23 protein-coding genes are annotated in these 12,535 nt (G+C 63.6%); all 23 read left to right on the plus strand.

Annotated elements, in window-relative coordinates; genetic code table 11:
- Positions 1 to 94: 94 nt before the first annotated feature.
- The 23 genes from rplC to rpsM all read left to right on the plus strand — a co-directional run bounded on the left by rplC (position 95) and on the right by rpsM (position 12,523).
- Complete coding sequence (gene rplC / locus ACNJX8_RS17045) at positions 95 to 808, plus strand: 50S ribosomal protein L3 (RefSeq protein WP_025036993.1); 714 nt, start codon at positions 95 to 97, stop codon at positions 806 to 808.
- 1 nt (position 809) lies between these two features.
- Entirely contained in the window at positions 810 to 1,430 is a 621-nt protein-coding gene (gene rplD, locus ACNJX8_RS17050) for a 50S ribosomal protein L4 (protein ID WP_091894751.1), read from the plus strand.
- Positions 1,427 to 1,729, plus strand: coding sequence for a 50S ribosomal protein L23 (locus ACNJX8_RS17055; RefSeq protein WP_018647244.1), 303 nt, complete (start codon positions 1,427 to 1,429; stop codon positions 1,727 to 1,729). Before rplD ends, ACNJX8_RS17055 begins: the two co-directional genes overlap by 4 nt.
- A gap of 12 nt (positions 1,730 to 1,741) precedes the next feature.
- Positions 1,742 to 2,575 (plus strand): 50S ribosomal protein L2, encoded by an 834-nt coding sequence (rplB, locus tag ACNJX8_RS17060; RefSeq protein ID WP_439361414.1) that lies wholly within the window; start codon positions 1,742 to 1,744, stop codon positions 2,573 to 2,575.
- 12 nt (positions 2,576 to 2,587) lie between these two features.
- The gene (rpsS, locus tag ACNJX8_RS17065; RefSeq protein ID WP_008136357.1) at positions 2,588 to 2,866 is read left to right on the plus strand and encodes a 30S ribosomal protein S19; all 279 of its coding nucleotides are present in this window, start codon (positions 2,588 to 2,590) and stop codon (positions 2,864 to 2,866) included.
- A gap of 10 nt (positions 2,867 to 2,876) precedes the next feature.
- Positions 2,877 to 3,263: a 50S ribosomal protein L22 gene (gene rplV / locus ACNJX8_RS17070; protein WP_008549264.1), complete on the plus strand. Its 387-nt coding sequence runs from the start codon at positions 2,877 to 2,879 to the stop codon at positions 3,261 to 3,263.
- A gap of 17 nt (positions 3,264 to 3,280) precedes the next feature.
- Positions 3,281 to 4,006, plus strand: a complete 726-nt coding sequence (gene rpsC, locus ACNJX8_RS17075) for a 30S ribosomal protein S3 (protein ID WP_014494500.1) — start codon at positions 3,281 to 3,283, stop codon at positions 4,004 to 4,006.
- A 30-nt stretch (positions 4,007 to 4,036) separates the two neighbouring features.
- Complete coding sequence (rplP, locus tag ACNJX8_RS17080) at positions 4,037 to 4,450, plus strand: 50S ribosomal protein L16 (RefSeq protein ID WP_008136349.1); 414 nt, start codon at positions 4,037 to 4,039, stop codon at positions 4,448 to 4,450.
- Between the two features lie 5 nt (positions 4,451 to 4,455).
- Positions 4,456 to 4,662, plus strand: a complete 207-nt coding sequence (gene rpmC / locus ACNJX8_RS17085; RefSeq protein ID WP_011088144.1) for a 50S ribosomal protein L29 — start codon at positions 4,456 to 4,458, stop codon at positions 4,660 to 4,662.
- Between the two features lie 13 nt (positions 4,663 to 4,675).
- Positions 4,676 to 4,924, plus strand: a complete 249-nt coding sequence (gene rpsQ, locus ACNJX8_RS17090) for a 30S ribosomal protein S17 (protein ID WP_008549247.1) — start codon at positions 4,676 to 4,678, stop codon at positions 4,922 to 4,924.
- A gap of 84 nt (positions 4,925 to 5,008) precedes the next feature.
- The gene (gene rplN, locus ACNJX8_RS17095; protein ID WP_008549246.1) at positions 5,009 to 5,377 is read left to right on the plus strand and encodes a 50S ribosomal protein L14; all 369 of its coding nucleotides are present in this window, start codon (positions 5,009 to 5,011) and stop codon (positions 5,375 to 5,377) included.
- Complete coding sequence (rplX, locus tag ACNJX8_RS17100; RefSeq protein WP_024342453.1) at positions 5,377 to 5,691, plus strand: 50S ribosomal protein L24; 315 nt, start codon at positions 5,377 to 5,379, stop codon at positions 5,689 to 5,691. The genes rplN and rplX overlap by 1 nt, the downstream gene beginning before the upstream one ends.
- A complete protein-coding gene (rplE, locus tag ACNJX8_RS17105) occupies positions 5,684 to 6,241 on the plus strand; it encodes a 50S ribosomal protein L5 (RefSeq protein WP_036017455.1) in 558 nt (185 codons plus the stop codon). Before rplX ends, rplE begins: the two co-directional genes overlap by 8 nt.
- 46 nt (positions 6,242 to 6,287) lie before the next feature.
- Positions 6,288 to 6,593, plus strand: coding sequence for a 30S ribosomal protein S14 (gene rpsN / locus ACNJX8_RS17110; RefSeq protein ID WP_091894744.1), 306 nt, complete (start codon positions 6,288 to 6,290; stop codon positions 6,591 to 6,593).
- A gap of 14 nt (positions 6,594 to 6,607) precedes the next feature.
- A complete protein-coding gene (gene rpsH, locus ACNJX8_RS17115) occupies positions 6,608 to 7,006 on the plus strand; it encodes a 30S ribosomal protein S8 (RefSeq protein ID WP_008549240.1) in 399 nt (132 codons plus the stop codon).
- Between the two features lie 16 nt (positions 7,007 to 7,022).
- Positions 7,023 to 7,556, plus strand: a complete 534-nt coding sequence (gene rplF, locus ACNJX8_RS17120) for a 50S ribosomal protein L6 (RefSeq protein WP_128933135.1) — start codon at positions 7,023 to 7,025, stop codon at positions 7,554 to 7,556.
- An 11-nt stretch (positions 7,557 to 7,567) separates the two neighbouring features.
- Positions 7,568 to 7,930: a 50S ribosomal protein L18 gene (gene rplR, locus ACNJX8_RS17125; RefSeq protein WP_080137236.1), complete on the plus strand. Its 363-nt coding sequence runs from the start codon at positions 7,568 to 7,570 to the stop codon at positions 7,928 to 7,930.
- 47 nt (positions 7,931 to 7,977) lie between these two features.
- The gene (gene rpsE, locus ACNJX8_RS17130; protein ID WP_014494507.1) at positions 7,978 to 8,574 is read left to right on the plus strand and encodes a 30S ribosomal protein S5; all 597 of its coding nucleotides are present in this window, start codon (positions 7,978 to 7,980) and stop codon (positions 8,572 to 8,574) included.
- A gap of 25 nt (positions 8,575 to 8,599) precedes the next feature.
- Complete coding sequence (gene rpmD / locus ACNJX8_RS17135; protein WP_011088137.1) at positions 8,600 to 8,794, plus strand: 50S ribosomal protein L30; 195 nt, start codon at positions 8,600 to 8,602, stop codon at positions 8,792 to 8,794.
- A gap of 75 nt (positions 8,795 to 8,869) precedes the next feature.
- Positions 8,870 to 9,355, plus strand: coding sequence for a 50S ribosomal protein L15 (gene rplO, locus ACNJX8_RS17140; RefSeq protein WP_008549236.1), 486 nt, complete (start codon positions 8,870 to 8,872; stop codon positions 9,353 to 9,355).
- Positions 9,356 to 9,504: 149 nt separating this feature from the next.
- Positions 9,505 to 10,836: a preprotein translocase subunit SecY gene (gene secY / locus ACNJX8_RS17145; protein WP_439361415.1), complete on the plus strand. Its 1,332-nt coding sequence runs from the start codon at positions 9,505 to 9,507 to the stop codon at positions 10,834 to 10,836.
- 275 nt (positions 10,837 to 11,111) lie between these two features.
- Positions 11,112 to 11,969, plus strand: coding sequence for an adenylate kinase (locus tag ACNJX8_RS17150; RefSeq protein WP_439361416.1), 858 nt, complete (start codon positions 11,112 to 11,114; stop codon positions 11,967 to 11,969).
- A gap of 185 nt (positions 11,970 to 12,154) precedes the next feature.
- Entirely contained in the window at positions 12,155 to 12,523 is a 369-nt protein-coding gene (gene rpsM / locus ACNJX8_RS17155; protein ID WP_027574068.1) for a 30S ribosomal protein S13, read from the plus strand.
- Positions 12,524 to 12,535 lie beyond the last annotated feature (12 nt).

Consider the following 12,535-nt stretch of genomic DNA (forward strand, 5'->3'; position numbering starts at 1 on the left):
GACCCCGAAAAGTGGGCAACGGTTTTCGGACCGGGTCTTGCTCACAACGAAGATTAGCTAGTCCGCAAGGACAGAAAGAACAGGAAGCAAGCCGATGCGCTCCGGAGTGATCGCACAAAAGGTCGGGATGACGCGGGTCTTCACGGAGGCCGGCGAACATATCCCCGTGACCGTGCTGAAGCTCGGCAATTGCCAGGTCGTAGGCCACCGCACCGAAGAGAAGAATGGTTACGTCGCGCTCCAGCTCGGTTCTGGCAGCCGCAAGACCGTTTACATGCCCAAGGCCGAGCGCGGCCAGTTCGCCGTCGCCAAGGTCGAGCCGAAGCGCCGGGTCGAGGAATTCCGCGTCACCGCGGATGCCATGATCCCCGTCGGCGCCGAGATCCAGGCCGATCACTTCGTCGTCGGCCAGTTCGTCGACGTCACCGGCACCTCGGTCGGTAAGGGCTTTGCCGGCGGTATGAAGCGCTGGAACTTCGGCGGTCTGCGCGCCACGCACGGTGTGTCGATCTCGCACCGCTCGATCGGTTCGACCGGTGGCCGTCAGGACCCCGGCAAGACCTGGAAGAACAAGAAGATGCCCGGCCATATGGGTGTCGATCGCATCACCACGCTCAATCTTCGTGTCGTCCAGACCGATGTCGAGCGCGGCCTGATCCTCGTCGAAGGCGCCGTTCCCGGCTCCAAGGGCGGCTGGATCCGCGTGCGCGACGCCGTCAAGAAGCCGCTGCCGAAGGAAGCTCCGAAGCCCGGCAAGTTCAAGGTTGCTGGCGACGCGGAAGCCGCTCCGGCTGCGCAGGAGGCGTGAGATGGAATTGAAGGTCACCACCCTCGAAGGTAAGGAAGCCGGCTCGGTCCAGCTGTCCGACGCCATTTTCGGCCTCGAGCCGCGCGAGGACATCATCGCGCGCTGCGTGCAGTGGCAGCTCAACAAGCGCCAGGCCGGCACGCATAAGGCCAAGGGCCGCGCCGAGATCTGGCGCACCGGCAAGAAGATGTACAAGCAGAAGGGCACCGGCGGTGCTCGTCACGGCTCGGCCCGCGTGCCGCAGTTCCGCGGCGGTGGCCGTGCCTTCGGTCCGGTGGTGCGCTCGCACGCCACCGACCTGCCGAAGAAGGTCCGCGCGCTGGCGCTGAAGCATGCGCTCTCGGCCAAGGCCAAGGACGGCGATCTCGTCGTGATCGAGAAGGCCGCGCTGGAAACCGCCAAGACCAAGGCGCTGCTCGGTCACTTCTCGGGCCTGGGGCTCACCAACGCGCTGATCATCGATGGCGCGGAGCTCAACAACGGCTTTGCCGCGGCGGCCCGCAACATCCCGAACATGGACGTGCTGCCGATCCAGGGCATCAACGTCTATGACATCCTGCGCCGTCAGAAGCTCGTTCTGACCAAGGCCGCCATCGATGCGCTGGAGGCGCGCTTCAAATGACGAAGAACATCGAGCCTCGCCACTACGACGTGATCCTGTCGCCGGTCGTGACCGAAAAGGCGACGATCGCTTCGGAGCACAACAAGGTGCTGTTCAAGGTGGCCGCGAAGGCAACCAAGCCGCAGATCAAGGAAGCGATCGAGAAGCTGTTCGACGTCAAGGTCAAGAGCGTCAACACGCTGGTCCGCAAGGGCAAGGTCAAGGCCTTCCGCGGTAATCTCGGTTCGCAGTCGAACACCAAGCGCGCGATCGTGACCCTCGAAGAGGGCCACCGGATCGACGTCACCACCGGTCTGTAAGGTCGTACGACGATGGCACTGAAGACATTCAATCCCACGACGCCGGGCCAGCGCCAGCTGGTCATGGTCGATCGTTCGGCCCTGTACAAGGGCAAGCCGCTGAAGGCGCTCACCGAGGGCAAGAAGTCCTCGGGCGGTCGCAACAACACCGGCCGCATCACCGTGCGCTTCCGCGGCGGCGGTCACAAGCAGACGCTGCGCACCGTCGACTTCAAGCGCGAGAAGGTCGATGTCCCCGCGACCGTCGAGCGGCTGGAGTATGATCCCAACCGCACCGGCTTCATCGCCCTGATCAAGTATCAGGACGGCGAGCAGGCCTACATCCTGGCGCCGCAGCGCCTGGCCGTGGGTGACACCATCATCGCCGGCAACTATGTCGACGTGAAGCCGGGCAACGTCATGCCGCTCGGCAACATGCCGGTCGGCACGATCATCCACAACATCGAGGTCAAGATCGGGAAGGGCGGCCAGCTCGCCCGTTCCGCGGGCACCTACGCCCAGCTCGTGGGTCGTGACCAGGAGTACGTCATCATCCGCCTGAACTCGGGCGAGCAGCGTCTGGTCCACGGCCGGTGCCGCGGCACGATCGGCGCGGTGTCGAACCCGGATCACATGAACACCTCGATCGGCAAGGCCGGCCGCAAGCGTTGGATGGGCCGTCGCCCGCACAACCGCGGTGTTGCGATGAACCCGATCGACCATCCGCACGGCGGTGGTGAAGGTCGTACCTCGGGCGGTCGCCACCCGGTCACCCCGTGGGGCAAGCCGACCAAGGGCAAGAAGACCCGCACCAACAAGTCGACCAACAAATTCATTCTCCTAAGCCGCCACAAGCGGAAGAAGTAAGGAACGCCGGACATGGTTCGTTCAGTCTGGAAAGGCCCGTTCGTCGAGGGTTCTCTGCTCAAGAAGGCAGATGCCGCGCGCGCGTCCGGCCGTCACGACGTCATCAAGATCTGGAGCCGTCGCTCGACGATCCTGCCGCAGTTCGTCGGCCTGACCTTCGGCGTCTACAACGGTCAGAAGCACGTGCCGGTGGCCGTCAACGAGGAAATGGTCGGTCACAAGTTCGGCGAGTTCTCGCCGACCCGGACCTTCCATGGCCACTCCGGCGACAAGAAAGCCAAGAAGGCTTGAGGATTAAACGATGAGCAAACCTAAGCGCGAACGGAGCCTCGCCGACAATGAGGCCAAGGCGGTCGCCCGGATGCTGCGGGTGAGCCCGCAGAAGCTCAACCTGGTCGCCCAGCTCATTCGCGGCCGGAAGGCGTCTGCCGCGCTCGCCGACCTGCAGTTTTCGCGCAAGCGGATCGCGGTCGACGTGAAGAAGTGCCTGGAATCGGCTATCGCCAATGCCGAGAACAACCACGATCTCGACGTCGATGATCTCGTCGTGGCGCAGGCCTTCGTCGGCAACGGCCTCGTGATGAAGCGCTTCGCCGCCCGCGGCCGCGGCCGCTCGGGCCGTGTCTACAAACCATTTTCGCAGCTGACGATCATCGTTCGTCAGGTCGAAGCCGAAGCAGCCGCTTAAGGGCGCAGGAGAACACGATGGGTCAAAAGATCAATCCGATCGGTCTGCGTCTTGGCATCAACCGGACCTGGGATTCCCGCTGGTTCGCCGGCAAGCAGGAATACGGCAAGCTGCTGCACGAGGACGTCAAGATCCGCGAGATCCTGCACAAGGAGCTCAAGCAGGCGGCCGTCGCCCGCATCGTGATCGAACGTCCGCACAAGAAGTGCCGCGTCACCATCCATTCGGCCCGTCCGGGCGTGGTGATCGGCAAGAAGGGCGCCGACATCGACAAGCTGCGCAAGAAGGTCGCGGACATCACCTCGTCCGACGTCGTCATCAACATCGTTGAGATCCGCAAGCCGGAGCTCGATGCGACGCTGGTGGCCGAGTCGATCGCGCAGCAGCTCGAGCGCCGCGTGGCGTTCCGCCGTGCCATGAAGCGCGCCGTGCAGTCGGCGATGCGTCTCGGCGCGGAAGGCATCCGCATCAACTGCTCGGGACGCCTGGGCGGCGCGGAAATCGCGCGCATGGAGTGGTACCGCGAAGGTCGCGTGCCGCTGCACACGCTGCGCGCCGACATCGACTACGGTGTTGCGACCGCGTTCACGACCTTCGGCACCTGCGGCGTCAAGGTCTGGATCTTCAAGGGTGAGATCCTCGAGCACGATCCGATGGCCCAGGACAAGAGAATGGCCGAGGGCGAGACGGGCGGCAGTGGTGATCGTGGTGGCCGTCAGCGCCGCGATACGGCTGCAGCCTGATCTGCACCAAGAATTTGAGGGCTTAAAGCCATGATGCAACCTAAGAAAACGAAGTTCCGGAAGGCGCATAAGGGCCGCATCCACGGCGTTGCGTCTTCGGGCGCGACGTTGGCGTTCGGCCAGTTCGGCCTGAAGGCGACCGAACCTGAGCGCGTCACCGCGCGCCAGATCGAAGCCGCCCGCCGCGCGCTGACCCGCCACATGAAGCGCGCCGGCCGCGTCTGGATCCGCGTGTTCCCCGACGTTCCGGTGTCGAAGAAGCCGGCCGAAGTCCGCATGGGCTCCGGCAAGGGGTCGCCGGAATTGTGGGTCGCGCGCGTCAAGCCGGGCCGGGTGCTGTTCGAGATCGACGGCGTCAACACCCAGACGGCGCGTGAAGCGCTGACCCTGGCGGCCGCCAAGCTGCCGATCAAGACGCGCTTCGTCGAGCGCATTGCGGAGTAATGGCCATGGCCCAGATGAAGATCGAAGACATCCGCGCGATGAGCCCCGACCAGCAGGATGATGCCATCCTGAACCTGAAGAAGGAGCGCTTCAACCTGCGCTTCCAGCGCGCCACCGGGCAGCTCGAGAACACCTCGCGCCTGCGCGAGGCCCGCCGTGACATCGCCCGGATCAAGACCGTCGCCGCGCAGACGCGCGCCAAGAAGAAGTAAGAGGCTTACGAAGATGCCGAAACGTACTTTGCAGGGCGTGGTCGTCAGCGACAAGCAAGCCAAGACCATCGTGGTGCGCGTCGATCGCCGTTTCACGCACCCGATCTACAAGAAGACGATCCGCCGTTCGAAGAATTATCACGCGCACGACGAGAGCAACCAGTTCAAGCCGGGCGACGTGGTGTGGATCGAGGAATCGAAGCCGATTTCGAAGTTGAAGCGCTGGGTCGTGATCCGGGGCGAGCACAAGAAAAGCGCCTGATCTGTTGGCTTTAGCCGACTGATTTCAGGGAAATGTTGAGCGCCGGCTGGGCTGGCGCAAAGAGAAAGAGGACGAGGTGCATCAATGATTCAGATGCAGACCAACCTCGACGTGGCCGACAATTCTGGCGCACGCCGTGTCATGTGTATCAAGGTGCTGGGAGGCTCCAAGCGCCGCTACGCGACGATCGGCGACATCATCGTCGTCTCGATCAAGGAAGCTATCCCGCGGGGCAAGGTGAAGAAGGGCGACGTGATGAAGGCCGTCGTGGTGCGCGTCCGCAAGGACATCCGCCGCGCCGACGGTTCGGTCATCCGCTTCGACCGCAACGCCGCCGTCCTGATCAACAACCAGGCCGAGCCGGTCGGCACCCGTATCTTCGGGCCCGTGCCGCGCGAACTGCGCGCCAAGAACCACATGAAGATCATTTCGCTCGCGCCGGAGGTGCTGTGATGGCTGCGAAGATCCGCAAGGGCGACAAGGTCGTCGTGCTGACCGGTCGCGACAAGGGTCGCACCGGCGAGGTGTTCGAGGTGCGCCCCGACGCCGGCACCGCGCTCGTGCGCGGCATCAACATGGTCAAGCGTCACCAGAAGCAGACGCAGGCCCAGGAGGGCGGCATCATCTCGAAAGAGGCGCCGATCCAACTGTCCAATATCGCGTATGTCGGCAAGGACGGAAAGCCGACCCGCATCGGATTCAAGATTCTGGCGGACGGCAAGAAGGTCCGCATCGCCAAGAGCTCGGGAGCTGAGATCGATGGCTGAGGCCGCTTACACGCCGCGCCTGCGCGCGGAATATGATGCGAAGATCCGCACGGCTCTGACCGAGAAGTTCGGTTACGAGAACGTCATGCAGGTTCCGCGTCTGGACAAGGTCGTGCTGAACATGGGCGTTGGCGATTCCGTCAACGACCGCAAGAAGGCCGAGACCGCCGCTGCCGAATTGACCCAGATCGCCGGCCAGAAGGCGATCGTGACCTATTCGCGCATCGCGATCGCGACCTTCAAGCTGCGTGAGAACCAGCCGATCGGCTGCAAGGTCACGCTGCGCAAGGCCCGCATGTACGAGTTCATCGATCGCCTGGTGAATGTCGCGCTGCCGCGCGTCCGCGACTTCCGCGGCCTGAACCCGAAGAGCTTCGACGGTCGTGGCAACTATTCGCTCGGTATCAAGGAGCACATCATTTTCCCCGAGATCGACTTCGACAAGGTCGCGGAAGCCCGCGGTATGGACATCACCGTCTGCACCACGGCCAAGACCGACGAAGAGGCGAGGGCCTTGTTGACCGCTTTCAATTTCCCGTTCCGGCAGTGAGACGCTGACCTAGAGCCTCTCAAACGCGGATACCCAGGAGCCAAGCATGGCAAAGAAGAGTTCAGTCGAGAAGAACAACCGGCGCAAGCGGATGGTGAAGAACGCCGCCGCCAAGCGCGAGCGGTTGAAGGCGATCATCGCCGACAAGAAGCTGCCGATGGAAGAGCGCTTCGCTGCGACGTTGAAGCTGGCGGAAATGCCGCGCAACTCGTCGGCGACCCGCATCCGCATGCGTTGCGAGCTGTCGGGCCGCCCGCGTTCGAACTATCGCAAGAACAAGCTGTCCCGTATCGCGCTGCGCGACCTTGGCTCCAGGGGCATGGTCCCGGGCCTCGTGAAGTCGAGCTGGTAAGGAGGGTCGTTTAGATGTCTACGCACGATCCAATCAGCGATCTGATCACCCGCATCCGCAACGCGCAGATGCGCTCCAAGACCAAGGTCTCCACGCCCGGCTCGAAGATGCGCGAGAACGTGCTCGAGGTCCTGAAGTCCGAGGGCTACATCCGCGGTTACGCCACGCTCGAGCATCCCTCGGGCCGCAGCGAGATCGAGATCGAGCTGAAGTATTTCGACGGCGAGCCCGTCATCCGCGAGATCGAACGTGTTTCCAAGCCCGGGCGTCGCGTTTACGCCTCGGTGAAGGCTCTGCCGCGGGTCAACAACGGGCTCGGCATTTCGGTGTTGTCGACGCCGAAGGGGATCATGGCCGACCACAGCGCGCGCGACGCGAATGTGGGCGGTGAAGTCCTCTTCACGGTGTTCTGAGAAGGATTTTTCATCCATGTCACGTGTTGGCAAAAAGCCTGTGGCGGTTCCGTCGGGTGTTACCGCGACCGTCGACGGCCAGACCGTCAAGATGAAGGGGCCGAAGGGCCAGCTTCAGTTCGTCGTCCATGACGACGTCGAGGTGAAGCTCGAGAGCGGCCAGATCAAGGTCAAGCCGCGGGCAGAGACCAACCGCGCGCGGGCCCTGTACGGCACCGCTCGCGCCCAGGTCGCTAATCTGGTCGAAGGTGTCACCAAGGGCTTCGAGAAGAAGCTCGAGATCACCGGCGTCGGTTACCGCGCTGCGATGCAGGGCAAGAACCTCCAGCTGGCGCTCGGCTACAGCCATGACGTGATCTATCCGATCCCGGAAGGCATCACGATCGCCGTGCCGAAGCCCACCGAAATCACCGTGTCGGGCAGCGACATCCAGCGCGTCGGCCAGGTTGCGGCCGAGATCCGCGCCTATCGCCCGCCGGAGCCCTATAAGGGCAAGGGCGTGAAGTATGTTGGCGAATTCATCTTCCGCAAGGAAGGCAAGAAGAAGTAACGGAGCCGGTCATGTCGAAAGCCAAGGTTACGAATGCCCGGCGCAAGCGGAGTGTGCGGCTGAAGCTGCGCCGCTCCGGTGGCGGCCGTCCGCGCCTATCGGTGTTCCGCTCGTCCAAGCACATCTACGCCCAGGTCATCGATGACCTCAAGGGCGAGACGCTGGCCTCTGCCTCTTCGCTCGAGAAGTCGATGCGCGACGGCGGCAAGACCGGCGCCGACATCGATGCGGCGAAGGCGGTCGGCAAGCTGCTCGCCGAGCGCGCGGTGGAGAAGGGCGTCAAGGAAGTCGTGTTCGATCGCGGCGGCTATCTCTATCACGGGCGCGTCAAGGCTCTCGCCGACGCCGCGCGTGAGAGCGGGCTGAGCTTCTAACAGAATTTGAGGATTGGGGCGTAAGCCTCTGAAGGATTGGAAAAACCATGGCAGCTGAACGCGAACAACGTGGTGGACGCGATCAACGCGGCGGCGGACGTGAACGCAGGGAGCGCGAGGAGCGCGACAGCGAGTTCGTCGACAAGCTCGTCCACATCAACCGCGTGGCCAAGGTCGTCAAGGGCGGCAAGCGCTTCGGTTTCGCAGCGCTGGTCGTGATCGGCGATCAGAAGGGCCGCGCCGGCTTCGGTCACGGCAAGGCGCGCGAAGTGCCTGAGGCGATCCGCAAGGCGACCGAATCCGCCAAGCGCAACCTGACCCGCGTGTCGCTGCGCGAGGGCCGCACGCTCCATCACGACATCGCCGGCCGTCATGGCGCGGGCCGTGTCTACCTGCGTGCCGCCCCGGCCGGTACCGGCATCATCGCCGGCGGCCCGATGCGCGCCGTGTTCGAGACGCTCGGCGTCCAGGACGTGGTGGCGAAGTCGATCGGCTCGTCGAACCCGTACAACATGGTTCGCGCGACCTTCGACGCGCTGAAGCATCAGGATTCGCCGCGCTCGGTCGCTGCCCGCCGCAACATCAAGGTGTCCACCCTCCAGTCCCGTCGTATCGGCGGTGACGCCGAGGCGGCTGCCGACTAACGGAAGCTTTTCGGAGTAGACTCCCATGGCCAAGGCCGCAAAGACGATCAAGCTCGAGCAGACTGGCAGCGCGATCCGCCGCCATCACTCGCAGCGCTCGACGCTGATCGGGCTCAAGCTCAACAAGATCGGCCGCACCAGCGAACTGCCGGATACCCCGGCGGTCCGCGGCATGATCGAGAAGGTTCACCATCTCGTCCGCATCGTCGACGAGAAGTAAGAAGCGGCGCAGGATTCCGAAAAGCGGGCACCCGGTTTCGGTGAAGATCGTGCGCAAGACACAAGGAGAAGGGCGATGAAGCTCAGCGATATCGCCGACAACGCCGGCTCGCGCAAGAAGCGTATGCGCGTCGGCCGCGGCATCGGTTCGGGCAAGGGCAAGCAGTCCGGCCGCGGCGGCAAGGGCCAGACCGCGCGTTCGGGCGTGCGCATCAAGGGTTTCGAAGGCGGCCAGATGCCGATGCATCGCCGTCTGCCCAAGCGCGGCTTCAACAACATCTTCCGCGTCGAGTTCGCCGAGATCAATCTCGACCGGCTCCAGGAAGCGGTCGATGCCAAGAAGATCGACGCCGGCAGCGTCGTGAACGTCGAGGCCCTGGTGAAGGGCGGCGTGCTGCGCCGCGCCAAGGCCGGTCTGCGGCTGCTCGGCCGCGGCGAGCTCAAGTCCAAGCTCAACATTGAAGTGCACGGCGCCTCCAAGACCGCGATCGCGGCGGTCGAGAAGGCCGGCGGTTCGGTGAAGATCCTCGCCCCTGCGAAGGAAGAAGGCGAGGCGGCGTAACAACTGCGTCATCGGCCCGCGCCTCGCGGGCCTTTACGCATGCGGGACGATGGACTTATCGAAGCCGAGCCCCAGATAATGTCCGGCGTCCGCTAAAGTAGCCCGGCCGCGGGCATGACGGCGCAACAGGCGGCGGGAGAAAGTCCAAGATGGTCTCTGCAGCGGAACAACTGGCAGCCAATCTCAATTTCGGCGCGTTTGCCAAGGCCTTCGAACTGAAGAAGCGCATCTGGTTCACCCTGGGTGCGCTACTCGTTTATCGGCTCGGCACCTACATCCCGCTGCCCGGCATCGATCCCAACATCTGGGAACAGGTGTTCCGGTCCCAGGCGGGCGGCATCCTCGGCATGTTCAACATGTTCGCCGGCGGCGGCATCCACCGCATGGCGATCTTCGCGCTGAACATCATGCCGTACATCTCGGCTTCGATCATCATCCAGCTCCTGACCACCGTCTCGCCGCAGCTCGAGGCGCTGAAGAAGGAAGGCGAGGCTGGCCGCAAGACGCTGAACCAGTACACGCGTTATCTCACCGTCATCCTGGCCGCGTTCCAGTCCTACGGTATCGCGGTGGGCCTCGAGGGCGCCGGCAACGTCGTCAGTGATCCCGGCATGTTCTTCCGCCTGTCGACGGCGATCACGCTGACCGGCGGCACCATGTTCCTGATGTGGCTGGGCGAGCAGATCACCTCGCGCGGCATCGGCAACGGCATCTCGCTGATCATTCTCGCCGGCATCGTCGCCGAGCTGCCCGCCGCGCTCGCCAACATGCTCGAACTCGGCCGTCAGGGTGCGATGTCGACCGGTCTGATCCTGGTCGTCATCATCATGGCAGTCGCCGTGATTGCCTTCATCGTGTTCATGGAGCGCGCGCAGCGCCGCCTGCTGATCCAGTATCCGAAGCGCCAGGTCGGCAACAAGATGTTCGAGGGCCAGTCCTCGCATCTGCCGCTCAAGCTCAACACCTCGGGCGTGATCCCGCCGATCTTCGCATCCTCGCTGCTGCTGCTGCCGACCACCGTTGCGAACTTCAACGCCGGCAGCGGGCCGGAATGGTTCCAGTGGATCACCACCCAGCTCGGCCACGGCCGTCCGCTGTTCCTGATCATGTATCTGGCGCTGATCGTGTTCTTCGCGTTCTTCTACACCGCGATCGTGTTCAACCCGACCGAGACCGCGGACAATCTGAAGAAGCATGGCGGCTTCATTCCGGGCATTCGCCCCGGCGAGCGCACCGCCGAATACATCGACTACGTGCTGTCGCGTATCACCGTGTTAGGTGCGATTTATCTGGCGATCGTCTGCTTGATCCCGGAGATCCTGATCTCCTACGCCTCGGTGCCGTTCTACTTCGGCGGCACCTCGCTGCTGATCGTCGTCAGCGTCACCATGGACACGGTGGCGCAGGTGCAGGGCTATCTGCTGGCGCATCAGTACGAAGGCCTGATCCGCAAGTCGAAACTGCGCGGCCGCCGCCGCTAAGCGCGGCGTCCCCTGAAGGCGGCGCGATTGCGCCGCCGATTCGCCGTGCCAGCAACGCGCGGCGCCTGCACGGCACCAGCCAGCCATCGGCCGCATCGGCAGAGCTGCTCTCACTGCGGCTCAATCACAGATTTCAAAGCCCTTCTTGGCGTCAGCCCATCCGCTCCCCTATGATATGGGTGGCGGTGCGGCGCCGATTATGGTTTGCACTGTCCTTGATATCTTCAAACACAGGTGCGCGACGTATCGCTCACCAATCCGGGGGGCGTACGCCGATGAGAATTATACTTCTGGGACCGCCGGGGTCGGGCAAGGGGACCCAGGCGCAGCTCTTGGTGCAGCGCTATGGCATCGTCCAGCTCTCGACCGGCGAGATGCTGCGCGCGGCCGTAGCGGCCGGAACGCCGGTCGGGCTGAAGGCCAAGGAGATCATGGCCGGCGGCGACCTCGTGCCCGACGAGATCGTGGTCGGAATCATCTCCGACCGAATCGATCAGCCGGACGCCAAGAACGGTTTCATCCTCGACGGTTTCCCGCGCACAGTGCCGCAGGCCGTGGCGCTGGACGAACTGCTCAAGCACAAGCATCTCAAGCTTGATGCGGTGATCGAGCTGCGTGTCAATGAAAGCGCGCTCTTGAACCGCGTCGAGACCCGCGTCGCCCAGATGCGCGAGCGCGGGGAGGAGGTCCGGGTCGACGACACCCCGGAGGTCCTGACCAAGCGCCTCGCCAGCTACCGCAGCCAGACGGAACCGCTGATTCACTACTATTCCGAGCGGCGGAAGCTCTCGACCATCGACGGCATGATGGCCATCGACGAGGTCACCCGTGCCATCCACCGCCTGCTCCTAGCGCTCGGGGCGGTCGAGCCCAAGACCCATGCCAGAAGTGCGGCCAAGGCGGCTCCGGCCAAGAAGGCCAAGGCGGGGAGGAAGGCGGCCGTAAAACCGGCGAAAACGACCAAAAAGGCCGCCAAATCCCCCAAAAAGGCCGTCAAGAAAGCCGTGAAGGGCACAGGGAAGGCAACCAAGAAGACGGCAAAGAAGGCAGCCAAAAAGACCGTCAAGAAGGCTCTCAAAAAGGGTGCCAAAAAGGCCGCAAAAAAGGTCACGAAAAAGCGAGCCAAACGCTAGCAGCGGTTGACGAAAGCCCCTGGAATCCCTTAATAAGCCCCGCATCCAAGTCGGATAGTTTCAGACGATGCCGGGCCCCAGGAAGACCGGGGGTGGGCGTCGTGTTCGCGTTTGTGAACACCTGCCCGAGAAAGCAAGCACTTAAAGCCCGATCCTGACGAGGATCGGCGACAGGAGAGAAGGCCGTGGCCCGTATTGCCGGCGTGAACATTCCCACCAACAAGCGCGTGCTGATCGCGCTCCAGTACATCCATGGCATCGGCCCGAAGATCGCCGGTGACATCATGGAGAAGGTGAAGATCCCCGAGGATCGTCGCGTCAATCAGCTCAGCGACGCCGAAGTGCTCCAGATCCGCGAAGTGATCGACCGCGACTATCTCGTCGAGGGCGATCTGCGTCGTGAGGTCGGTATCAACATCAAGCGTCTGATGGACCTCGGCTGCTATCGCGGCCTGCGTCATCGTCGCGGTCTGCCGGTGCGCGGTCAGCGCACCCACACCAACGCGCGCACGCGCAAGGGCCCGGCCAAGGCCATCGCCGGCAAGAAGAAGTAAGTTTTCGAACTC

Source organism: Bradyrhizobium sp. SPXBL-04, from assembly GCF_051853035.1.
Lineage (GTDB): Bacteria > Pseudomonadota > Alphaproteobacteria > Rhizobiales > Xanthobacteraceae > Bradyrhizobium > Bradyrhizobium zhanjiangense.